21 protein-coding genes are annotated in these 21,210 nt (G+C 67.5%); 16 read left to right on the plus strand and 5 right to left on the minus strand.

Annotated elements, in window-relative coordinates; all coding sequences use genetic code 11:
• Window positions 1-91: 91 nt before the first annotated feature.
• On the minus strand, window positions 92-682 hold the full coding sequence (locus tag EV640_RS10410; RefSeq protein WP_133726404.1) for a hypothetical protein: 591 nt from the start codon (window positions 680-682) through the stop codon (window positions 92-94).
• Window positions 683-805: 123 nt separating this feature from the next.
• Window positions 806-1,186, minus strand: a complete 381-nt coding sequence (locus EV640_RS10415) for a DUF1844 domain-containing protein (RefSeq protein WP_036474098.1) — start codon at window positions 1,184-1,186, stop codon at window positions 806-808.
• 163 nt (window positions 1,187-1,349) lie between these two features.
• Between EV640_RS10415 and infC the strand changes: the two genes are divergently transcribed.
• The 5 genes from infC (at window position 1,350) to EV640_RS10440 (ending at window position 4,329) form a co-directional block, all read left to right on the plus strand.
• A complete protein-coding gene (gene infC / locus EV640_RS10420) occupies window positions 1,350-2,033 on the plus strand; it encodes a translation initiation factor IF-3 (protein ID WP_235180946.1) in 684 nt (227 codons plus the stop codon).
• Between the two features lie 256 nt (window positions 2,034-2,289).
• Entirely contained in the window at window positions 2,290-2,484 is a 195-nt protein-coding gene (gene rpmI / locus EV640_RS10425) for a 50S ribosomal protein L35 (RefSeq protein WP_036474096.1), read from the plus strand.
• 49 nt (window positions 2,485-2,533) lie between these two features.
• The gene (rplT, locus tag EV640_RS10430; RefSeq protein ID WP_036474094.1) at window positions 2,534-2,914 is read left to right on the plus strand and encodes a 50S ribosomal protein L20; all 381 of its coding nucleotides are present in this window, start codon (window positions 2,534-2,536) and stop codon (window positions 2,912-2,914) included.
• A gap of 138 nt (window positions 2,915-3,052) precedes the next feature.
• A complete protein-coding gene (locus EV640_RS10435) occupies window positions 3,053-4,027 on the plus strand; it encodes a TrmH family RNA methyltransferase (protein WP_133726405.1) in 975 nt (324 codons plus the stop codon).
• The gene (locus EV640_RS10440) at window positions 4,024-4,329 is read left to right on the plus strand and encodes an RNHCP domain-containing protein (RefSeq protein WP_133726406.1); all 306 of its coding nucleotides are present in this window, start codon (window positions 4,024-4,026) and stop codon (window positions 4,327-4,329) included. The genes EV640_RS10435 and EV640_RS10440 overlap by 4 nt, the downstream gene beginning before the upstream one ends.
• A gap of 22 nt (window positions 4,330-4,351) precedes the next feature.
• Here the strand turns inward: EV640_RS10440 and EV640_RS10445 are convergent, their stop codons facing one another.
• Window positions 4,352-4,927, minus strand: a complete 576-nt coding sequence (locus EV640_RS10445) for a DNA-3-methyladenine glycosylase I (protein ID WP_036474255.1) — start codon at window positions 4,925-4,927, stop codon at window positions 4,352-4,354.
• Between the two features lie 269 nt (window positions 4,928-5,196).
• Here EV640_RS10445 and EV640_RS10450 point away from each other — a divergent pair, with 269 nt between their 5' ends.
• Window positions 5,197-7,302, plus strand: a complete 2,106-nt coding sequence (locus EV640_RS10450) for a S9 family peptidase (protein ID WP_036474090.1) — start codon at window positions 5,197-5,199, stop codon at window positions 7,300-7,302.
• A gap of 233 nt (window positions 7,303-7,535) precedes the next feature.
• Here EV640_RS10450 and EV640_RS10455 read toward each other — a convergent pair whose 3' ends face one another.
• Window positions 7,536-7,877 carry an acylphosphatase gene (locus tag EV640_RS10455; RefSeq protein ID WP_084479375.1) on the minus strand — a complete coding sequence of 114 codons (342 nt, stop codon included), beginning with the start codon at window positions 7,875-7,877 and terminating at the stop codon, window positions 7,536-7,538.
• Between the two features lie 139 nt (window positions 7,878-8,016).
• The gene (locus tag EV640_RS10460; RefSeq protein ID WP_133726407.1) at window positions 8,017-9,186 is read right to left on the minus strand and encodes an amidohydrolase; all 1,170 of its coding nucleotides are present in this window, start codon (window positions 9,184-9,186) and stop codon (window positions 8,017-8,019) included.
• Window positions 9,187-9,281: 95 nt separating this feature from the next.
• Here EV640_RS10460 and EV640_RS10465 point away from each other — a divergent pair, with 95 nt between their 5' ends.
• The 10 genes from EV640_RS10465 to EV640_RS10510 all read left to right on the plus strand — a co-directional run bounded on the left by EV640_RS10465 (window position 9,282) and on the right by EV640_RS10510 (window position 21,209).
• Window positions 9,282-10,220: a cation diffusion facilitator family transporter gene (locus tag EV640_RS10465; RefSeq protein ID WP_036474085.1), complete on the plus strand. Its 939-nt coding sequence runs from the start codon at window positions 9,282-9,284 to the stop codon at window positions 10,218-10,220.
• A gap of 127 nt (window positions 10,221-10,347) precedes the next feature.
• Window positions 10,348-11,217, plus strand: a complete 870-nt coding sequence (locus tag EV640_RS10470; RefSeq protein WP_133726408.1) for a superoxide dismutase family protein — start codon at window positions 10,348-10,350, stop codon at window positions 11,215-11,217.
• Window positions 11,218-11,437: 220 nt separating this feature from the next.
• Entirely contained in the window at window positions 11,438-14,422 is a 2,985-nt protein-coding gene (locus EV640_RS10475) for a DUF4040 family protein (protein WP_084479374.1), read from the plus strand.
• Window positions 14,419-14,964: a sodium:proton antiporter gene (locus EV640_RS13740; protein WP_084479373.1), complete on the plus strand. Its 546-nt coding sequence runs from the start codon at window positions 14,419-14,421 to the stop codon at window positions 14,962-14,964. The genes EV640_RS10475 and EV640_RS13740 overlap by 4 nt, the downstream gene beginning before the upstream one ends.
• Window positions 14,961-16,565 carry a monovalent cation/H+ antiporter subunit D family protein gene (locus EV640_RS10485; RefSeq protein WP_036474083.1) on the plus strand — a complete coding sequence of 535 codons (1,605 nt, stop codon included), beginning with the start codon at window positions 14,961-14,963 and terminating at the stop codon, window positions 16,563-16,565. The genes EV640_RS13740 and EV640_RS10485 overlap by 4 nt, the downstream gene beginning before the upstream one ends.
• The gene (locus EV640_RS10490) at window positions 16,562-16,969 is read left to right on the plus strand and encodes a Na+/H+ antiporter subunit E (protein WP_084479372.1); all 408 of its coding nucleotides are present in this window, start codon (window positions 16,562-16,564) and stop codon (window positions 16,967-16,969) included. The genes EV640_RS10485 and EV640_RS10490 overlap by 4 nt, the downstream gene beginning before the upstream one ends.
• A complete protein-coding gene (locus tag EV640_RS10495; RefSeq protein ID WP_036474080.1) occupies window positions 16,966-17,232 on the plus strand; it encodes an MrpF/PhaF family protein in 267 nt (88 codons plus the stop codon). Before EV640_RS10490 ends, EV640_RS10495 begins: the two co-directional genes overlap by 4 nt.
• Window positions 17,232-17,591, plus strand: coding sequence for a cation:proton antiporter (locus tag EV640_RS10500; RefSeq protein ID WP_036474075.1), 360 nt, complete (start codon window positions 17,232-17,234; stop codon window positions 17,589-17,591). Before EV640_RS10495 ends, EV640_RS10500 begins: the two co-directional genes overlap by 1 nt.
• A gap of 39 nt (window positions 17,592-17,630) precedes the next feature.
• The gene (locus EV640_RS10505; RefSeq protein WP_200869286.1) at window positions 17,631-18,902 is read left to right on the plus strand and encodes a YihY/virulence factor BrkB family protein; all 1,272 of its coding nucleotides are present in this window, start codon (window positions 17,631-17,633) and stop codon (window positions 18,900-18,902) included.
• Window positions 18,903-19,358: 456 nt separating this feature from the next.
• Window positions 19,359-21,209, plus strand: a complete 1,851-nt coding sequence (locus tag EV640_RS10510; protein WP_036474072.1) for an ABC transporter substrate-binding protein — start codon at window positions 19,359-19,361, stop codon at window positions 21,207-21,209.
• Window position 21,210: the final 1 nt, after the last annotated feature.

Here is a 21,210-nt window from a genome sequence, read left to right on the forward strand (position 1 = left end):
TACCTCACGCCCGCCGAGTACGCTCGGCAATGCACCTACCAAACGGAGAACGACGACTCCCACAACGTGTGGACCTAACAGAGGGGGCGGCTCAGGTGAACCGGGTCCGAGTGGCCAGCGGCGCCGGGATCTCGCCGCTGGTGATCGGGTTGTAGACCGAGGGATCTCCGTAGACCCAGACGGCGTGATAGAACTCCGCGGCGGCCGACGCCCCGCCGATCCGGTCCCATTCCGCGCGGGCGGCGGCGGGGGAGTCCAATACCTCACGCATGCCCAGTACGCAGCGTGTGCCCTGCGAGCGCAGCCACTTCAGTGAATCCAGCAGCTCCTCGTCGACCCCGAACGGGTGCCGGTCCGCGATGAAGAGGTCGGGGGACATGGCCTTGATGGCGGCGGCCGCGGTGGAGCTGCGCAGCGCGGTGAGCCGCCCGTTGCTCACGTCGAGGTTCCGGGAGGCGTAGCCCTCAGCGGTCCGGGTGAACCCGGGCAGGACCAGCCAGTCCCAGCCCGGGGGCAGCGAGTCGGCGGTCGCGTCGGGGTGCCCGGCGATGAGCAGGCCGCGCACCGGCTGACCGGTGAGTCGCGGCAGGTCTGCGGCGAGGGCGTGGGCGAGGGCCCGATTGCGGCGGGCGTGGCCCAGGCCGACCGAGTCGTGTGAGTAGAGAACTACGGTGATGCTCATGGAAGACCACTTTGGTCACCGCAGGTGAAGCAACGATGAGACCAGCATGAGAGTCTCTTCCGAGTTCTCTCATCCTGATCTCATCTGGTTCTCATAAAAGGGCTCAGTGCCTTGAGGGGGTGTTCAGTTGACCGGTCCGGTCCACTTCTCTCCGGGGCCCTTGCCGGGCGCGTCCGGGACGGTGGACTCCTCGCGGAAGGCGAGCTGCAGCGAGCGCAGTCCGTCACGCAGCGGCGCGGCGTGGGTGGAGCCGACCTCGGGAGCGGCGGCGGTGATCAGTCCGGCGAGTGCGGTGATCAGCTTGCGGGCCTCATCGAGGTCCTTGAGCTCCTCGGCCTTGGGATCATCGGCGAGGCCGGTCTTGACCGCGGCGGCACTCATCAGGTGCACGGCGACGGTGTTGATCAGCTCCACCGCGGGCACCTCGGAGATGTCGCGGGACCGCTGGTTGACCGCCTGGGCGAGATCGGATTCTTCGGCGTGGTTGTTCTGCTCACTCTGCATGCTGGTAAGCTTGTCACAGTCTCATCGGCCGCGCTAAACGCGCTCAACACCGCGGAATGCGCCCAGTTGAGCTCAACGAAGCGCTCCAGCCGATGTCTCCCCATCCACCGAATTCCTCACAACAGGAGCTAGACAGATCAGCGAACCACGCATCAACGAACGCATCCGCGTACCAGAAGTCCGCCTTGTCGGCCCCCAGGGGGAGCAGGTGGGTGTCGTTCGGATTGAAGACGCCCTTCGTCTTGCCACTGAGTCGGATCTGGATCTGGTAGAGGTTGCGCCCCAGGCCAAACCTCCCGTCTGCAAGCTGATGGATTTCGGCAAGTACAAGTACGAGGCGGCGGTCAAGGCCCGTGAGTCGCGGAAGAACCAGAGCACCACGGTGCTCAAGGAGGTCCGCTTCCGGCTGAAGATCGATGACCATGACTACAACACCAAGGTCGGTCACGCTCGCCGCTTCCTGGATGCCGGTGACAAGGTCAAGGCCATGATCCAGTTCCGCGGTCGCGAGCAGCAGCGCCCGGAGATGGGCGTGCGGCTCCTGCAGCGCTTCTCGCAGGACGTCGCTGATCTCGGCGCCGTGGAGTCCTCCCCGCGCCAGGACGGTCGCCACATGGTGATGGTCGTCGGTCCGCTCAAGACCAAGGCCGAGGCCAAGGCCATGGCGAAGAACCAGGCCAAGAAAGAGGATCCCGTCGAGGCTGACGCCGAGGCCGAGGCTCCCAAGGTCAAGAACGAGCGCCGCTCGCGGAAGAACGCCGAGCGGCTGCCTACGGAGAAGAAGGATGCGACGCCGCTCTCGAACTCCATGGCCGATTATCTGCCGGATGAGCTGAAGAACCTCTAGAGGCCTTCTCTCCTCACGGTGAACCCGCGCACCATTCTCATGACGTAGACTGGTGCGCTGGTTTGCGTGACAGCCCCGCAGGGGGCCGTCACCACCACCCAAAAGGGGTCCGAGGCGTGGATCCGCTGTGCTGCGCAAGCAGCACCGGACACGCTGGCCGACCCACCTCTGCGCCGCCGCACCGGCTGATGAGCCTCGGCTCACGGTTGGAGAGCACAGGCGCTGCAGGTCCGAACGACATAAGGAGAACGGCACCATGCCGAAGATGAAGACCCACAGCGGGGCCAAGAAGCGGTTCAAGCTGACCGGTTCTGGCAAGCTCAAGCGCCAGCAGGCCAACCGTCGCCACTACCTGGAGCACAAGTCTTCACGCCTGAAGCGCCGCCTGGCCGGAGACCACCTGGTCACCAAGGCCGACGAGAAGCGCATCAAGCGGATGCTGGGCATCTGAGCCTCAGCACGTTCATCACCGAAGACTTTAAGACTCAAGGAGATATCACGTGGCACGTGTGAAGAGGGCCGTCAATGGCCATAAGAAGCGCCGCAAGGTCCTAGACAGGGCCTCCGGCTACCGCGGTCAGCGCTCACGCCTTTACCGCAAGGCAAAAGAGCAGCTGCTGCACTCGTACGTCTATAACTACCAGCACCGCAAGAAGCGCAAGGGTGACTTCCGCCGCCTGTGGATCCAGCGCATCAACGCTGCCTCCCGCTCGCACGGCATGACCTACAACCGCTTCATCCAGGGCCTGAAGGCCGCTGGAGTCGAGGTTGATCGCCGCATGCTGGCTGAGCTGGCCGTCTACGACGCCAACTCATTCGGCGTTCTGGTCGAGACCGCCCGCAAGGCGCTCCCGCAGGACGTCAACGCCGCTCGAGTCTGACTCGATCAGCGTGGCTGAAGGCGCCGTCTCCTCATCGGGGGCGGCGCCTTCTGCATGTGCGCGGCCGCTCGCAAGAGCGCGCCGCTCGGCAGCACCCCGAGAAGTATGAGCAGCCCCGAAGCAGGAGAAGAGAGAATCATGTCCCAGCACATCGACCCCGAGCTCGTCGACAACCCGAAGTCTGACCGCGTCCGTCGCGTGGCGGCTCTGGCCGGGCGCTCCGCGCGGCAGAAGCAGGGACTCTTCCTGGCGGAGGGGCCCCAGCCGGTCCGCGAAGCACTCACGATCTGGCTGCGCCAGTGGGAGCAGGAGCTGGGCCCGCAGCCCTTCCCTGAGCTGGACGCGCTCTTCTTCGATCCCGCAGCCCTGGAGCGGCACCCCGATGTGCTGGCGCTGCTGGACCGGATGCGCGGGGTGCTGTTCAACCCGGAGACCCAGCTGCCCTCGAACGCCCGGCCGTTCCTGCGCGAGGCCACCCCCGAGGCGCTGCGCGCCATGGGCGACGCCGAGACCTCCCAGGGCATGCTCGCCGTCTGCCGCATCCCCTCGGTGAGCACAGCACGCGAAGCGCTGGACGCCCAGCTCGAGAAGGTCGCCCAGGGCACCGGACAGGTCGCGGCGATGCTGCGCCTGCAGGACCCGGGCAATGCCGGCACGATCATCCGCACTGCGGATGCGGCCGGCGCCGGCGCCGTGGTGCTCTCCGCAGGGACCGTGGATCCCTGGAGCCCCAAGGTCGTGCGTTCTGCGGCGGGCTCACATTTCCACGTGCCGATCTTCACCGGCATCGACGCCGCCGAGCTGACCGAGACCGCTCGCGCCAAGGGCTTCCAGGTGCTCGCCGCCGACGGCCGCGGTGAGGTCCAGCTCGCCGAGCTGGCGACCCCTGCGGCCCCCACGCTGTGGCTGCTCGGCCATGAGGCCCACGGACTGACCCATGTCGAGCGTGAACTCGCCGATCAGCGTGTGGCGATCCCGCTCTTCGGGGCCGCCGAGTCCCTGAACGTGGCCACCGCGGCCACGGTGTGCATGTATTCCACCGCGATGGCTCAGCACGCGCTCTCAGCCGAGGCGCCAGCGTCCGACGCCGGAGAGAGCGCACCCACGGCATGAGCCGGGAGGCCGAGAACACCGGCTTCGACTGCATCCACTGCGGGCAGCCGATCCCCAGACAGCTCGGCGGCAGCTATCGCAATCACTGCCCCCGCTGCCTGTACTCCCGGCATGTGGACATCACCCCGGGGGACCGCGCCGCGAACTGTGGGGCGGCGATGGAACCGGTGGGCGTGGACCACACCGGCAAGAAGGGCTTCCTGCTGCTGCACCGCTGCACCCGGTGCGGGCAGGTGGACCGGAACCGGCTCGCACCGGATGACGATATGGACCGCGTCATCGAGCTCCAGCGCCCGCACTGAGCCCAGGCTGTGGCGTCGTGACTCAGCCGGCCTGGTTGCTGAACTGCACCCCCGAGGCGCCTCGGCGATGCGAGCCCACAAGGTGGGTGTCGACCATCCCGATGGCCTCCATCAGCGCGAAGGCCGTGGTGGGACCGACGAATCGGAACCCCTCGGCCTTGAGCCGCTTCGCCAGGGCCTCGGACTCCGCGGATCGCGTGGGCACCTGCTCCATGGTCTCCGGCACAGGGGTCTGTTCCGGCTTGAAGGACCAGATCAGCGCGGACAGACCGCCGCGATCCCGCAGTTCCAGGGTGGCGCGGGCATTGCCGATGGTCGCGGTGATCTTCCCGCGGTGCCGAATGATCCCGGCGTCCTCGAGCAGCCGCAGCACGTCTGCCTCGGTGAACTCCGCGACGGCCTCGGGATCGAATCCGGCGAAGGCGGCGCGGAAGTTCTCCCGCTTGGCCAGGATCGTGGACCAGGAGAGACCTGCCTGGAAGCCCTCCAGGCTCAGTCGCTCAAACAGGCCCGGCTCGTCGCGGATCGGCATGCCCCATTCGGTGTCGTAATAGCGCAGCATCATCTCGCTGCCCAGCGCCCAGGGCGTGCGGGCCAGCCCATCGGGACCGGGTGCCGGTCCAGTGCCAGGCCCGCTGCCAGGCGCGGTGGTGTGTCCGGTGCCAGGCCTGGTGGTGGGTTCCGTGCCGGAGTCGGTCCCCGGCGCGGAGGCCGATTCAGGAGCCGGTGCAGGAGTCGGTGCAGCGGTCAGTGAAGAGGTCGGCGCGGGGGTCTGATCAGAAGCCACGGCACCAGGGTATCCCGACCCACCACGCCGGTAGTTGCATCATGCAACCAGATGTTGCTCCGCGCTGGTAGAACAGCATCATGACGAACAGCACCCCGACACAGCCCGGTCCGAGCATCTTCGCCGACCTGGACCAGTACGTCACCCACTCTCGGCTCAGCGGCCTCACGCTGAGCCCCGACGGGTCGCGGCTGGTCACCACGGTCTCCACCGTCAACACCGCAGGAGACGGCTACACCGGAGCGCTGTGGGAGATCGACCCGCAGGGCAGCCGCGCCGCGCGGCGACTCACCCGCAGCGCCAAGGGTGAGGCGGCTCCGGTGTTCTCCGCCGACGGTGACCTCTACTTCACCTCGGCCCGCCCGGGGGAGAAGCCGGAGCCCAAGGGTGCCGCGCTGTACAAGCTCCCGGCCGCCGGGGGTGAATCGGTGCTGGTCAGCCGCAGGGCCGGCGGGGTGAGCCAGCCGCACTGCGCTCAGCAGGGGTCCGCCATCCTGCTCACCGCGCCGCTGCTGCCGGGAGCGCGCAGCGAGGAGGACCAGGAGCAGCTGCACACCCGGCGCGAGGAAGCCTCGGTCAAGGCGATCCTGCACACCGGCTACCCGGTCCGGTTCTGGGACCACGATCTCGGTCCGGCCCGCCCGAGCCTGTTCGCGCTGGAGCCCTCGGCGGCTGCCGGCCCCCGGCCTGAGGACGACGCCGGATCCGAGCTGCAGGATTCCGAACCGAACAGCCTGCGCCACCTCACCGAGGGGCTGGGCGCGCGCTTCGGCGGCGAGGTGCAGCTCAGCCCGGATGGCAGGCTCGCGCTGATCAGCGTCATCGTGCCGGAACCGCGGGCAGGTCAGCGCACCGCCCTGGCCGTGGTGGACATCGCCACCGCTGAACGCCGGATGATCGCCGATGAGCCCGGCTACACGTTCAGCGCCGGGGTGATCAGCCCGGACGGTCGGAGCGCCGCCGTCCTGCGCTCGGCCCAGCCGACGCCGCAGCGGGCCCCGCAGCCGCAGCTGCACCTGCTGGACCTGGACACCGGCGAGCTGACGCGGCTCGCCGAGGACGCGGACCTGTGGCTGAGCCCCGCGGCCTGGCTCCCGGATGGCTCTGCTCTGCTCGCGCTGGCCGATCAGGGCGGACGCGGTCCGGTGTTCCGGGTGGATGCCTCTTCCGGCGCGGTGCACCAGGTGACCACCGAGGATGCGACCTACTCCGCCGTCGTCGTGGACCCCGAGGGTCACACGGGCTACGGGGTGCGCTCGAGCTACGCCTTCCCCGAGGAGGTGGTCTCGATCGACCTCACCACCGGTGAGGCCACGCGACTGCAGAACCCCCATCAGCGCCCGGAGCTCCCGGGCAGCCTGAGCGAGGTCACTGCCGTCGGGACCGACGGCGCACCGGTGCGTGCCTGGCTGGCACTTCCTGAGCAGGCCTCCGCCGCGCACCCGGCACCGCTGCTGCTCTGGATCCATGGCGGTCCGCTGAACTCCTGGAACGCCTGGACCTGGCGCTGGAACCCCTGGCTGATGGTGGAGCAGGGCTACGCGGTGCTGCTTCCGGACCCGGCGCTGTCCACCGGCTACGGACAGGACTTCGTCCAGCGCGGCTGGAACTCCTGGGGCGGGCATCCCTTCACCGACCTGATGGCGATCACCGACGTCACCGAGGCGCGCGAGGACATCGACCCCACGCGCACCGCAGCGATGGGCGGATCCTTCGGCGGCTACATGGCGAACTGGATCGCCGGGCAGACCGACCGGTTCTCCGCGATCGTCACCCACGCCTCGCTGTGGGCGCTGGATCAGTTCGGACCGACCACAGACATGGCCTCCTACTGGCGCAACGAGCTCGACGAGCGGATGGCCGCGGAGCACTCGCCACACCTTCACGTGGAGAAGATCGTGACTCCGATGCTGGTCATCCACGGCGATAAGGACTACCGGGTGCCGATCGGGGAGGGCCTGCGGCTCTGGTACGAGCTGCTGGCGAAGTCCGGACTGCCGGCTGATCAGGACGGGCAGAGCGCGCATCGGTTCCTGTACTTTCCGGACGAGAACCACTGGGTGCTCAGCCCCGCCCACGCCAAGATCTGGTACCAGGTGGTCTCCGGCTTCCTCTCCGAGCACCTGCTGGGAGAGCCGGCCGTGCCGCCGGAAGAGCTGGGACTCACCGCCCCGGCTGCGGACTAGCGCTGGCGGCCCCTCCGAGGGCACATCTCGCCTTTTCGGTGATCTGTCGCATGGCTTTGAACCGCTTCGGCGATCCGTCGCATGCCTATGCCATGTCCCATCGCTATTTCCGTTCAAAACGGTGGGACATGGCATAGCGATGCGACGTTCTCGGCGGGCCGGTCTCGGGTCACGGGATTCCAGGTCTGGTTGAGTGACCAGAGCCGGAATCCCTGCGGCGGGGAACGGCTGGGTCAGCGGCGGATCTCGAAGCCGGCCTGTGGCAGCGAAGCGAGGTCCGGCTCGGTGGCCTCGCGCTCTTCGACCTCCGTGACCTCGGCCGACTCGGGCCCCTTGCCGGCCCAGCGCAGCAGCGCGTCCACCGCGGGCCCGTCGCCACCGACCAGCAGCTCCACCGCGCCCTCGGCGGTGTTCCTGACCCAGCCGATCAGACCCAGGTCATCGGCCTCGGCCTTTGCCGCTGCGCGATAGGACACGCCCTGGACTCGGCCGGTGATCCACAGATGGGTGCCGGTGGTGCAGCCCGAGGGGGAGAGGGGCTGATCGGCGTCGGGCGGTGAGAGCGGTTCAGTCATACGCCCAGTCAAACATCCTCAGGGGTCAGCCACCAGGCACTGGTCTGTGCTGGTGGGGCGGACCGGCCCAGCCGACCGGCCCAGCGGACCGGCCCACCTCGTGGACCGAGCGCCGGAGTGAGGGACCCGACGGCGAGGATCAGGCCTGCGCCTCGGCGGGCTCCTGGGAGAACACCAGCTCCCCGTCGATCCAGGTCCGCTGCACCCGGTTCCGGGTGTCCAGCGGATCCCCGGACCACAGCGCCAGGTCGGCGTCCTTGCCCGGTTCCAGGGTCCCCACCCGATCCGCCACTCCGAGCACCTCGGCCGGGTTGATCGTGATCGCGCGCAGCGCCTCCACCGGGTCCATCCCCTCGCGCACCGCCAGGGCTGCCTGATGGATCAGGAACTCGATGGGCACCACCGGGTGATCGGTGATGATCGAGACCTTCACCCCGGCGCGGGCGAGGATGCCCGGGGCCTTGGGGCTGCGGTCGCGGACCTCCACCTTGGAGCGGGAGACGATCATCGGCCCGTAGAGCACCGGAATGCCGCGCTCGGCGATGACGTCGGCGAGCTTATAGGACTCGGTCCCGTGATCCAGGACCAGCTGGTAGCCGAACTCGTCGGCCAGGCGCAGGGCGGTGGCGATGTCATCTGCGCGGTGGCAGTGCTGGCGCCAGGGGATCTTGCGGTCCAGCACCAGAGCCAGCGCCTCGGAGACCAGATCTCCGGGCCGGTCCGCCGGGTCCTTGGCCTGCCAGTTCTTCGCCTCGGTGAAGGCCTTGCGGATGGTCATCGCGACCCCGAGCCGGGTGTTCGGGGTCTGCTTGCGCTCTCCATAGACCCGCTTGGGGTTCTCGCCCAGCGCGGACTTCAGCCCGGAGGGGGAGCGCAGCACCATCTTGTCGACGATCCGGCCCTGGGTCTTCAGCGCCACGGCGAGCCCGCCGATCGGATTCGCGGACCCGGGGTTCACGTTCACCGTGGTGATCCCGGCCGCGCGGGCGTCGGCGAAGCCGAGCTCCGCCGGGTTGATCGCGTCCAGTGCGCGCACCGCAGCGGTCACGGGGTCGGTGGTCTCGTTGACATCGGCGCCGGCCCAGCCCTCGCCCTCCTCATGGACGCCCAGGTGGACATGGGCGTCGATCAGACCGGGCAGCACCCAGCCGCCGGCCGCGTCGATCACCTCGTACCCGGCAGGGTGGTCCACCTCGACTCCGAGCGCCGCGATCTTGCCCTCGGTGATCACCACGGAGCCGTCAAAGGGCTCACCGCTGATCGGCAGGATGTGTGCATTGCTGATGACATAGTTTCTCTGAGCAACCATGCTGGGACTCTAGCGCACCGGCCTTGCTGAGAACGCTTCTGCGTCCGGCTCGCAGCTTAGGTGATCCCCCGCGGACGCAGGACAATAGAGGCATCATGCACCACCACGATCACGGCGCCTCCACCTCGGCCGAGACCCCGGAGCGCGCGCTCTCGCACCGTCGCCGGCTCGCGATCGCCTGCGCGATCACGGTCGGCATCGTGCTGGCCCAGGCCCTCGGCGCCTGGATGACCGGTTCCCTCGCGCTGCTCACCGATGCGGTGCATTCGCTCACCGACAGCATCGGCCTCGGCGTCGCCCTGGTCGCGGCGGGCCTGATGCACCGGGCCGCCACGGCGCAGCGCACCTGGGGCTTCCGCCGGGTGGAGATCCTGGCCGGGCTGCTTCAGGCGACGCTGCTGCTGGGCGTGGGCATCTATGCCGCGGTGGAGGGGATCGGCCGGCTCAGCGCCCCGCCGGTGATCCTGCACCTCGAGCTGCTGATCTTCGGCGCGCTGGGCCTGGCCGGCAATGTGATCTCGCTGCTGGTGCTCGCCTCGGGCCGCAAGGCCAACTTCAACATGCGCGCGGCGTTCCTGGAGGTCAGCGCGGACGCGCTGGGCTCGCTGGCGGTGATGCTGGCCGCCGTCGTCATCTGGACCACCGGCTGGCAGCAGGCCGACGCGGTCGCGGCGCTGGCCATCGCCGCACTGATCATCCCGCGTGCGCTGCTGCTGCTGCGCGAGACCGCCCGGGTGCTGCTGGAGTTCACCCCGCGCGGGCTGGACCTGGAGCAGGTCCGGGCGCACATGCTGGCCCTGGACCATGTCCAAGAGGTCCATGACCTGCATGCCTCCACCGTCGCCACCGGGCTGCCCGTGATCTCAGCCCATGTGGTGCTCGACGACGCCTGTTTCAGCGAGGGCTGCGTCCCGGAGACCCTGAACCGGCTCAAGACCTGCGTGGCCGAGCATTTCGACGTCGCGGTGGAACACTCCACCTTCCAGCTCGAGCCGCGCAGCATCGCGGCCGAGGAGACCCACACCCACGCCTGAGCGCCCAGCGTCCATGTTGCTGCGCCTGCTGCAGCTGAACCAGCAGCCACACCGGCCCGGGGGAGTCTCCATGACCGGCGGCCCCGGAGCTCGTGGCGGCGCAGGGGGCCCGGTAGGCTGTGCGCTCATGAGCATTCGACCTCACCGATCCTCCGCGCGCAGATTGCGCGGCCTCCCGCTGAGCGGGATCGCGCTCGTCGCCGCGCTGGCCCTGGCGGGCTGCGGCGGCGGAGACGCGAGCGACGCCGACCCGGACGCTGAACCGGGCGCCGAGCAGAACACCGCCGCGGAACCCTCGGACGACCAGGCCGATGCGGACGCCGAAGGCGGCACGGAAGCTGGCGCTGAGGCCGGGGACGACGGGCAGGGCGCCGAGCTCCAGGGCGGTCCTGACGGCTCCGAGGAGCCCTTCGCCTCCGCGGCGCTCGCCGACGTGGCAGGCAACGACATCGGCACCGTGCAGTTCTCCGAGGTCGCCAACGGAGTGCTCATCGAGGCCGAGGTACACGACCTCGACGCAGGCTTCCGAGGCATCACGCTGCACGAACGCGGCCTGTGCGAGATCCAGTCCAGCTCCGAGTCCGGCGTCGTGGGGGACTTCGAGTCCTCCGGCGGACATCTGGTCGGCAGCATGGAGGAGGACATGGGCCTCGTGGACGGCGAGGAGGCTCCACAGGAGGAGGACCCCGAGAACGACCTCGATGATCTCAACGAGGCGGTCCCGCCCACAGAGCCCGAGGCTGTGACTCACCCGGACCATGCCGGAGATCTGCCGAACCTGCTGGTCAACCAGGACCGCACCGGCTGGCTGAGCCTGATCAGCGACCGTCTGGAGACCGAGGATCTGCTCGGTGACCAGGGCAGCTCGGTGATCATCCACGCCCAGCCGGACAACCACGGCAACGTCCCGGAACGCTACTTCGGCCCCGACGCCGAGACTCTGACCAGCGGAGACTCAGGCAGCCGCGTGGCCTGCGGGGTCGTCGAGGAGCAGTAGGACACACTTGCCGTAGCACGGATCCCACCGGAGCATGGTCCGCCCCCCATGAGCAGTACGCAATTGCTGAGAGATCAGCCCGATGGATATAGTCGATCACTGGTGTGCCGGGAAGACTGGTCGGCGATGAGCTTCACCGCGCCGTTTCACCCGCACCGACTGGAGGCACCATGCACTCGCGAAGACCTTCCATGCCCTGGGCGCCGGCGGTGGTCCGCCCATGACGCTCATGGTGCTCCTGATGCTGACCCTGGCCCTGGTCCCGCTCGCCGTGCTGGTCCACCGCGCTGTGGGTCGCGACACCGGCTTCTTCGCGGCCGTGGCCCTGACCGGCATCGGCGTCGCCACGCTTCCGTGGCTGAACACCCTGCTGGACGGGGGAGTGATTCAAGAGCACCTGCCCTGGATCCCCACCGTCGACGTCGGCATCAGCCTGCGCCTGGACGGGCTCGGGATGGTCTTCCTGCTGCTGATCCTCTTCATCGGCGCCCTGGTGATGGCCTATTCGGCCCGCTACTTCTCGGTCAAGAAGAAGACTGGCGACTACTACCTGTGGATGCTGATGTTCGTCTTCGCGATGAGCGGGATGGTCATCGCCGATGACCTGATCCTGCTCTTCGTGTTCTGGGAGTTCACCACGCTGTGCTCCTTCTTCCTGATCAACCGCTCCGGAGACAAGGCGCCGGCCCCGGCTCAGCGCACGCTGCTGATCACCGCCGCGGGCGGGCTGGGCCTGCTGACCGCGGTGCTGCTGATCATCGTGGAGACCGGCACCACCTCGATGTCCGAGGCGCTGACGCACAGCGCCTGGCAGGACAACACCACCTTCACCTCCGTGGTCGCGGTGCTCATCGCCTTCGCCGCGTTCACCAAGTCCGCGCAGTTCCCGTTCCACCTGTGGCTGCCCGACGCCATGGTGGCCCCTGCGCCGGTCTCGGCATACCTGCATGCCGCGGCCATGGTCAAGGCCGGCATCTACCTGCTGCTGCGCTTCTCCCCGGTCTTCGAAGCATCCACGCTCTGGCAGGTGCTCCTGATCAGCTCCGGTCTGACCACCGCGCTGATGGGTGCGCTCTTTGCGCTGCAGCGCCATGACATCAAAGAGATCATGGCCTACTCCACGGTCTCCCAGCTGGGCTTCCTGGTCGCCGTCATCGGCATCGGCACCCCCACCGCGCTGGTCGCCGCCACGATCCACGTGGTCGCCCACGCACTGTTCAAATCCGCGCTGTTCATGATGGTCGGCATCATCGAACATGAGGCGCATTCGCGAGACATCCGTCGGCTCAACGGGCTGAGCAAGACCATGCGCATCTCGCTGGTGATCACGCTGATCTCCTCGCTCTCCATGGCCGGGGTCCCGCCGCTGCTGGGCTTCGTCTCCAAGGAGCACCTGCTCGCCGGGTTCCTCTCCGCGGACATGCCCGCCGCGCTGACCTGGACGCTGACGTCCATGGCGGTGCTCGCCGCCATCGGCACCTTCGCCTACTGCGGCCGTATCGTGCTCGGCGCGTTCACCAGCTACTCCGGCGCCGGGTCCAAGGACGAATACCACGAGCCGATCGATCCCAGCACTCCGCACGAGGCCCCGGCGAGCTTCTACCTGCCAGCGCTGCTGCCTGCCGCCGCAGGCCTGGTGCTGGGCTTCATCCCGTTCGTCTTCGACGGGCTGATCACTCGAGCCGGTGAGGACGCGCAGACCGGGACCTATGCGGCGGAGTTCGCGCTGTGGCACGGCTTCAACACCGAGCTGATGCTCTCCGGGGTGATCGTCGGCGGCGGCGTGCTCGCCGTGGTGGTGCGCGCCCGGATCGACAATCTGATCCCACGGCGGATCCTGCCGTTCACCGGCGTGGAAGTGGTCGAGTCGATGCGCCTGGGGACCATCAACTTCGGCCGCCGGGTCGGAGACATCACCCGCAGCGACGTGCACGGGGTCCACCTCGCCCCACCGGGCATCCTGCTGGCCGGCCTGTTCATCGCCGGCATGATCGCGGCACCGGTGGTCGGGGAGTTCGAGCCCGGCAACACCCGGATGACCGACTGGGTGCTGATCGGGCTGTTGGTCTGCTTCCTGGCCGGCACCGTGATCGCGGAGAACCGCGCGGCCGCCGTCGTCCTGGCCGGCGGCGCCGGGTTCGTGGTCGCCGCCTGGTACTTCGCGCTGGGCGCGGTGGACGTGGGCATGACCCAGCTGCTCGTGGAGATCCTCACCGTGGTGGTGCTGGTCCTGGTGCTGCGCAAGCTGCCCAAACGCTTCCACAAGGTCACCCGTACCCGACGCGGCATCTCCATCGCCGTGGCCCTGGCCTTCGGCGTGATGGCCTTCGCCGCCACCTTCGCGCTCACCGGCCGGCGCGGACAGACTCCGATCGCCGAGTGGTACCTGCTCAACACCTACGAGGAGACCGGTGCGCTGAATGTGGTGAACTCGATCCTGGTGGACTTCCGCGCGCTGGACACCTTCGGAGAGCTCACGGTGCTCGGCGTCGCGGGCTTCGCGATCCTGGCGCTGCTGAACTCCTCCTTCGCCACCTCGGACAACGAGCCGCCCGCCTCACGGCAGTGGTCGGGGACCCCGCTGGACCACGCAGGGGACAACACCACCGCGATGCGCAGCGTCTTCAACTGGATGGCGCCGTTCATCGTGCTGCTCTCGCTGATCCTGCTGCTGCGCGGGCACTACGAGTCCGGCGGCGGGTTCATCGCCGCACTGGTCGCCGGCGGCTTCTTCGCGCTGCGCTACCTGGTCGCACCCTCGGACACCGCGGTGAAGCTGCGCTTCGACTACGCGCTGGTCATCGTCGGCGGCATCATCACCGGCGCGGCCATCGGCCTGGTCGGCTTCCTCGAGGGCTCCTACCTTCGCCCGATCGTGATCGCCGAGGGACTCCCGATGCCCTGGGGCTCCGACGCCGGGTTCTCACTCACCACGGCGCTGATCTTCGACGTCGGCATCTACCTCGCCGTGATCGGTGCGGTGCTCGTCGCGCTGGACCGCCTCGGTCAGGCGCAGCGCTACCCGGCGGAGCTGCTCAAGGCGCACCGCCGCGCCCACGGCACCAGCGAGGCCGAGCTCTCCACGCTGAAGGTCCCGGCCGGTTATCACGCCGACCCCGGGGACCTGCCCTTCGAGGTGCAGTCGGGGGAGCCCCGACCAGGGGGCCATGACCAGATCGAGCCGGGAGGGGTGAACGACCGATGAGCATCGCCATCGCCGTCGGGCTGCTCACCGCAGCGGCCGTCTACCTGTTCATGCAGCGAGGCATGGTGCGGATCGTGCTGGGCTTCGTCCTGGCCAGCCACGCAGCAAACCTGGTGTTCTTCGCGGCGGGCAACACCGCCTACCGAGGCGTGCCCTATATCGGCTCCGGGGAGCTCGGCGAACAGGCCGACCCGCTCCCGCAGGCCTTCGTGCTGACCGCCATCGTGATCGCCTTCTCCATCACCATGTTCATGGTGACCCTGGCGATCACCACCACCACCGACGACGACACCGAGGACGTCGAGGTCTCCCCGGCGCTGCTGCTCGCCGCGGACCGCGGCGACACCAACGACGCCGGCTTCTTCGGTCTGACCACCGAGTCCGGCGACATCGTGGTGGAGCGCGGCGAGGACGAGACCGGAGACCCCTGGCCGGAGAAGACCCCGGGGGCCACAGCGCCCGAGCCGGGGGCGTCCGCCGAGCCGGGGACTTCCACCAAGACCGAGACCTCCGCCGAGACCCAGGAGGGAGACGCCCGATGACCGAGATCCTTCCTCCGCTGCTTCCGCTGGCGGTCGGCATCCCGCTGCTGCTCGCCGCGCTCGGCGTGGCGCTGCGCAAGAAGCGCCTGGCCCGCCACATGATCAGCCTCGGCACCCTTGCCGCGCTCTTCGTCTTCGCGGTGCTGCTGGTGATCGCCACCGGCGACGGCACCGTCCTGGTCCATCAGGTCGGGCTCTGGGACTACGGCGTGTCGATCCCGTTCGTGGTCGACGCGCTCTCCGCGCTGGTGCTGATGATCATGTCGGTGCTCGCCATCGCCAGCGTGCTCTTCGCCATGGCCACCCACGAGGCGCGGGCACGGTTCTTCCACCCCTTCGTGCTGGTGCTCATGGCCGGGGTCTCCGGCGCGCTGATGACCGGTGACATCTTCAACCTCTTCGTGTTCATCGAGGTGATGCTGCTGCCCTCCTACGGCCTGCTGGCCATGATGGGGGCCAAGCTCGGCGCCCACGGTGCGCGGATCTACGTCTCGGTGAACCTGCTGGCCTCCACGCTGCTGCTGGTGGGCATCGCCCTGGTCTACGCCACCGCGGGCACCGTGAACCTCGCGGAGCTGCACGGGGCGGGCAAGGACGACCCCGCCGTCGCGCTGGCCGGCGGCGTCGTGCTGACCGCCGTCGCGATCAAGGCCGCGGTGGTGCCGGTGCATGGCTGGCTGACCCGCACCTACGCGATGACCTCTCCGGCGGTCACCGCGCTGTTCTCCGGGATCCACACCAAGGTCGCGATCTATGTGATCTACCGGATCTACTCGCTGCTCTTCGACGGCGACGAGCGCTTCCTCTGGGTGGCGCTGGTGATCACCTCAGCCACGATGCTCATCGGTGTCCTTGGCGCGGTGGGGGAGAAGACCACCCGATCCATCCTGGTCTTCCACATGATCAGCCAGATCGGCTACATCCTAATCGGCGTCGGCCTGTTCACCCTGCTGGGCCTCACCGCCGCGATCTTCTACCTGCTCCATCACATGATCGTGAAGGCCTCGCTGTTCCTCTCCACCGGTGCGATCGAGGAGACCTATGGCACCGGAGAGATCGACAAGCTCGGTGGGATGCTCAAACGCGAGCCGCTGATCGCGGTCACCTTCATGGTGGCCGCCCTCTCACTCGCCGGGCTGCCGCCCTTCTCCGGGTTCGTCGCGAAGTTCGCGATCATCCAGGCCACCCTGGCCGAATCCCACTACTGGGTGGCCGCCGTCGCGGTGGTGGTCTCGATCTTCACGCTGCTCTCGATGCTCAAGATCTGGACCGGGGTCTTCATGGGATCCGAGCCCGATGATCTTCAGGAGCGCGCGCTGACCTACCAGCAACGGATGCACGGCAAACGCTACCTGCGGGTTCAGGCCCAGGCGGAGACCCCCACGCTGACCATCGGACCGCCGACGGCGACCACCTCCGCGGTGCTCGCCGGCAAGCAGGCGGTCAAGGTGCCGTTCAAGCTGATCTTCCCGGCGATCCTGCTGGCCGCGATCACCCTGTTCTTCGGACTCGGGGCGGAGCTGCTGATGGGCTGGTCGGAGACCGCGGCCGAGAACCTGCTCAACCCAATGGACTATGTGAGGGCGGTGAGCGGAGCATGATGAGCTGGCCATTTCGGATCATCGGATTCCTCTTCTGGTATGCCAAGGAGTTCATCACCTCGAACTACACGGTGACCGCCGAGGTGCTGCGTCTGAGCGGGCGTTCCAGGATGCGACCCGCGATCGTCGCAGTGCCGGCCGCCTCGCGCAGCGACAGCGAATGGACGCTGATCTCCGCGCTGATCACGCTGACCCCGGGCACGCTGACCATCACGATCTCCAAGGAGCACAAGATCCTCTACGTGCACGGCATGTTCGTGGAGAACCGCGGGCAGCTGGTGGCCGAGATCCAAGAGATGGAGGACCGGATGCTGCGCGCGATGCGACGAGCGCCCGGAGATCTCACCCGCCCGACCGAGCTGCCGGTGGTCCGTCCGATGGACGAGGCAGGTGAGAGCCGATGATCTCCGAATGGACGCTTGAGGTCGCGCTGATCCTGCTGGCCATCGGCATGGTCATCGCCGCGGTGCGCGGGCTGCTCGGCCCACGCACCATGGACCGGGCCGTGGCCGCAGACCTGATCTTCTTCGCCACCATCGGCTTCGTCGCCCTGATCGGACTGCGCACCAATATCGAGGCGCTCTTCGACATCATCCTCATCGCCACGCTGCTGGGCTTCATGGCCGCGCTGTCCATGGCGCGACTCGGATCCGGAGGTCGCCGCTGATGGCACTCGCTGACATTGCAGACATCCTCGGCCTGGTGTTCATCTTCCTGGGCATCGCCACGATCATCATCTCGGCGATCGGCCTCTTCAAGCTTCCCGATCTGTACCTGCGCGCCTCGGCCGTGGGCACCTCGGCAGGGCTCGGGGTGGCGTCGATCGTCCTGGGTGCTCTGCTGATGGACTTCAGCGGGTTGAATCTGATCAAGGCGGTCATCGCGATCATCGCTCAGCTGCTCACCTCAGCGGTGGGATCCATGGCCATCGCTCGGGCGGGCTACCTCAACAACGCGCTGCCCGCACCGATCACCCATATCGACGAGCTGGCCCTGACCAGACGCGAGGTGTCAGGAGGCCGCTGAACAGTTGGTCCTGAGAACACATGCGGATAGTTTGAGTCCATGAGCACTCATTCCGACCCGCAGGGTCACTCCGAGAACACCAGCCCGGCCAGTCGGGCCGCTGGTGCCCTGAAGCCGCACCGCGTCCCGCGGCACCAGATCGAGGACACCGGCCGCTCCGGCGCGAGCGTGCACCAAGGCGACAAGCTGCGCGTGGGCACGCTCTCGGCCGCAGCGGACCAGCCCTATATGGTCAAGAACCGCCAGCGTGAGGACTTCGAGGAGTCCGTCTCCGGGGACAGCGAGGACCATAAGACCTCCTCACCTGTGAAGCTGACCGGCACCACCTGGAAGTACAGCGCCAAACGCACTCTGACCGAGTTCGGCCGCGACAGCTGCACGGATCTCGCCGCGGGTCTGACCTACTACGCGGTGCTCTCGGTCTTCCCGGCGCTGATCGCGCTGGTCTCGCTGATGTCCTTCGTCGGCGAGGGGGAACGGACCCAGGAGTTCCTGCTCTCCACCGCCGCCCAGACGCTCGAGTCAGACACCATGGAGCAGGTGCGGCCGGCCATCGAAGCCATCACCAGCGTGGAAGGGGCCGGGATCGGACTCGCGCTCGGCCTGCTCACCGCGCTGTGGACCGCCTCGAACTACGTCAACGCCTTCTCCCGGTCGATGAACCGGATCTATGAGGTGGAGGAGGGTCGCTCGATGTTGAAGCTGCGCCCGATCTTCTACCTGGTCACTGCCGGGCTCCTGGTGCTGGTGGCCACAGCGGTGTTCCTGCTGCTGATTTCCGGGCCGATCGCGCGGGCGGTGGGGGACACCGTCGGGCTCGGCGAGACCGCGGTGACGATCTTCAACTGGGCCACCTACCCGGCGCTGCTGCTGGTCGCGGCGATCTGCATCGCCATGCTGTACCACGTGACGCCGAACCTGCGTCAGCCCGGAATCCGCTGGATCTCCGCCGGCGCCCTGCTGGCGATCCTGGTCATGGTGCTCGCCACCACCGCCGTCATCTTCTACGTGTCGAACTTCAGCAACTATGAGGCCACCTACGGTGCGCTGGCAGGCGTCATCATCTTCCTGATCTGGATCTACCTCATGAACCTGGTGCTGCTGCTCGGCGCCGAATTCGACTCTGAGCTGGAGCGTGGACGTCAGCTCCAGAGCGGCATCGAGGCCGAACGCACCATCATGCTTCCCCCGCGCGACATGGGCACGGCAGAGAAGAAGTCCAAGAAGTACGAGGACCTCGTGGCGCAGGGTCAGGCGCTGCGCCTGAGCGAGGGTGAGACCTCCGATCCCGAGACCTCCTGGCGGCGCTGAGCGAAGCACCTGCCCAAGTGCGTAACACTGTGACTTATTCGGCGCAGAGGTGGGTTACCGATCGGTAGTTCGAGTCTGGATTGAATATTGCCGACATGTTTCACGTAGCAGAGTGGCGCCGCTCACTAAACTCGCGGACATATGACCGCCTGGTAACTCCCGTGCGATTCCCTGGGCGGAATGGCACGGGAGTTCTGCTGTCTGGGGGTGGTTGTTGCATGTTTCACACATGTTTTCGAGGCCGGATTGGGGCTCGGCAACGCGGTGACCTGGGTCACGGTCCAGCCGGTTGATCTGGGTAACGATTTCATCACGCGAGCCGATTTGGCGATCTGATCAGGCGTGCCGACCGTAGTCTGGTTCGCACATTGAACCGGTGTTAGATAGGTCACCTTCTCGAGGGATGAGGGGCCGACGAAACACCGGTCACATCGCATTGAAGGATGAGGAGCAACTGTGAAACTGAGGAAACTCTCTGCGGCGACGGCCATTCTGGCCACGGGCGCACTCGTGCTCTCCGGCTGCACCCCCGGAGGCGATAACGGCGACGCCGAGGCCGAGGACACATCCAACGGCGAGAACGGCGAAAACGGCGGCACCACCGACGCGTTCAACGCGGAGGGCCAGCAGTTCACCACCGAGCCGGAGGACACCGGCAAGGCCGACAGCAGCGACCTGGAGACCATGGAGGACGAGATCTCGGTCTCCATGGGAGAGATCGAGTTTGTGGGCTACAACGGCAGCACGCCGGAGAGCTACAGCGTCTACAACTCCACCGTGGTGAACCGGATCTTCGAGGGCTTCGGCTACTGGGGCACAGACAACGTCTGGTACGCCAATGAGGACTTCGGCTCCTACGAGGTGACCAGCGAGGATCCCTTCACCGTGGAGTACACCATCGGTGAAGACGTCTCCTGGTCCGACGGCACCCCGGTGACTGTGGCGGACTACGTGCTGGACTGGGCCTACCAGAACGCCTCGCTGACCAACTCTGATGATGAGCCGCTGTTCAACGGCATCTCCCAGACCTACGGGGAGCGTGTCCTGGAGGGCCCGCAGGGCGATCCCGAGGGCAAGACCTTCACCATCGAATACTCCGAGCCCTTCGCCGACTGGGAGATCATGGTGAACTCCACGCTTCCGGCGCATGTGGTCGCCGAGCAGAGCGACATGGAGCTCGACGAGCTGGTCACCGCGGTCCGCGAGGCCGACACCGAGGCGCTGGAGCCGGTGGCCGAGTTCTGGAACGAGGGCTGGCTGACCGATCCCGGAACGCTGCCCGATGAGGAGCTGATCCCGGTCACCGGTCCCTACACGCTGGACAACTGGCAGGCCGGTGAGTCACTGACCATCACCGCCAACGAGGAGTACTGGGGCAACGCACCGGGCACCGAGCGGATCGTCTTCCGCTTCGTCAACGACGGCCAGCACGTCCAGGCCCTGGAGAACGGCGACCTCAACATCGCCCGCCCGCAGGCCACCGTGGACACTCGCGGCCAGCTCGAGCGTCTCGAGGATCAGATCGTGCTGCACGAGGGCGAGGCTGCCACCTGGGAGCACCTGGACTTCAACTTCATCGAAGGTGGAGCCTTCGCCGACAGCCTGGAGCTGCGCGAGGCCTTCGCCATGTGCGTGCCGCGCCAGCAGATCGTCTCCAACCTGATCGAGCCGGTCAACCCCGAGGCCACGGTGCTCAACGCCCGTGAGTCGCTGACCTTCGAGGAGAACTACGAGGACATCGTCTCCGAGAGCTATGAGGGCACCTACGACGAGGTCGACGTCGAGGGCGCGGCTGAGATCCTCGAGGCCGAGGATGCAGTGGGCACCGAGGTTCGGATCGGCTACGCCGGCCCGAACCCGCGCCGCACCGACACGGTGGCCGAGATCAAGGCCTCCTGTGATGAGGCAGGATTCGACATCGTGGATTCCGGCTCCGAGGACTTCTTCGGTCCGGGCGGCGCCCAGGAGACCGGTGACTACGAGGTCGCACTCTTCGCCTGGGCCGGTTCCGGTCAGGTCGTCTCAGGACAGAACATCTACTCCACGGATCGCCCGCAGAACTACGGCGGCTACTCCAACGAGACCGTGGATGACCTGTTCAACCAGCTCGCCACGACCGAGGACGCAGACGAGCAGCAGGAGATCATCATCGGAATCGAGCAGGAGCTCTGGGGCGACCTGTTCGGGATCCCGCTCTACGTGCACCCGCAGCTCTCCGGCTCCGACATCTCGATCAGCAATGTCCGCGACACCGCCTCGCAGGACCAGATCGTGTGGAACGCCGAGCAGTGGCAGCGCGCTGAGTGAT

Source organism: Nesterenkonia aurantiaca, from assembly GCF_004364585.1.
Lineage (GTDB): Bacteria > Actinomycetota > Actinomycetes > Actinomycetales > Micrococcaceae > Nesterenkonia > Nesterenkonia aurantiaca.

Bases quoted from the DNA above. Each gene is read 5' to 3' on its own strand.
- EV640_RS10410 (WP_133726404.1), bottom strand. From the start codon at position 682: ATGAGCATCACCGTAGTTCTCTACTCACACGACTCGGTCGGCCTGGGC.
- EV640_RS10415 (WP_036474098.1), bottom strand. From the start codon at position 1,186: ATGCAGAGTGAGCAGAACAACCACGCCGAAGAATCCGATCTCGCCCAG.
- rpmI (WP_036474096.1), top strand. From the start codon at position 2,290: ATGCCGAAGATGAAGACCCACAGCGGGGCCAAGAAGCGGTTCAAGCTG.
- EV640_RS10435 (WP_133726405.1), top strand. From the start codon at position 3,053: ATGTCCCAGCACATCGACCCCGAGCTCGTCGACAACCCGAAGTCTGAC.
- EV640_RS10440 (WP_133726406.1), top strand. From the start codon at position 4,024: ATGAGCCGGGAGGCCGAGAACACCGGCTTCGACTGCATCCACTGCGGG.
- EV640_RS10450 (WP_036474090.1), top strand. From the start codon at position 5,197: ATGACGAACAGCACCCCGACACAGCCCGGTCCGAGCATCTTCGCCGAC.
- EV640_RS10455 (WP_084479375.1), bottom strand. From the start codon at position 7,877: ATGACTGAACCGCTCTCACCGCCCGACGCCGATCAGCCCCTCTCCCCC.
- EV640_RS10460 (WP_133726407.1), bottom strand. From the start codon at position 9,186: ATGGTTGCTCAGAGAAACTATGTCATCAGCAATGCACACATCCTGCCG.
- EV640_RS10465 (WP_036474085.1), top strand. From the start codon at position 9,282: ATGCACCACCACGATCACGGCGCCTCCACCTCGGCCGAGACCCCGGAG.
- EV640_RS10470 (WP_133726408.1), top strand. From the start codon at position 10,348: ATGAGCATTCGACCTCACCGATCCTCCGCGCGCAGATTGCGCGGCCTC.
- EV640_RS10475 (WP_084479374.1), top strand. From the start codon at position 11,438: ATGACGCTCATGGTGCTCCTGATGCTGACCCTGGCCCTGGTCCCGCTC.
- EV640_RS13740 (WP_084479373.1), top strand. From the start codon at position 14,419: ATGAGCATCGCCATCGCCGTCGGGCTGCTCACCGCAGCGGCCGTCTAC.
- EV640_RS10485 (WP_036474083.1), top strand. From the start codon at position 14,961: ATGACCGAGATCCTTCCTCCGCTGCTTCCGCTGGCGGTCGGCATCCCG.
- EV640_RS10490 (WP_084479372.1), top strand. From the start codon at position 16,562: ATGATGAGCTGGCCATTTCGGATCATCGGATTCCTCTTCTGGTATGCC.
- EV640_RS10495 (WP_036474080.1), top strand. From the start codon at position 16,966: ATGATCTCCGAATGGACGCTTGAGGTCGCGCTGATCCTGCTGGCCATC.
- EV640_RS10500 (WP_036474075.1), top strand. From the start codon at position 17,232: ATGGCACTCGCTGACATTGCAGACATCCTCGGCCTGGTGTTCATCTTC.
- EV640_RS10505 (WP_200869286.1), top strand. From the start codon at position 17,631: ATGAGCACTCATTCCGACCCGCAGGGTCACTCCGAGAACACCAGCCCG.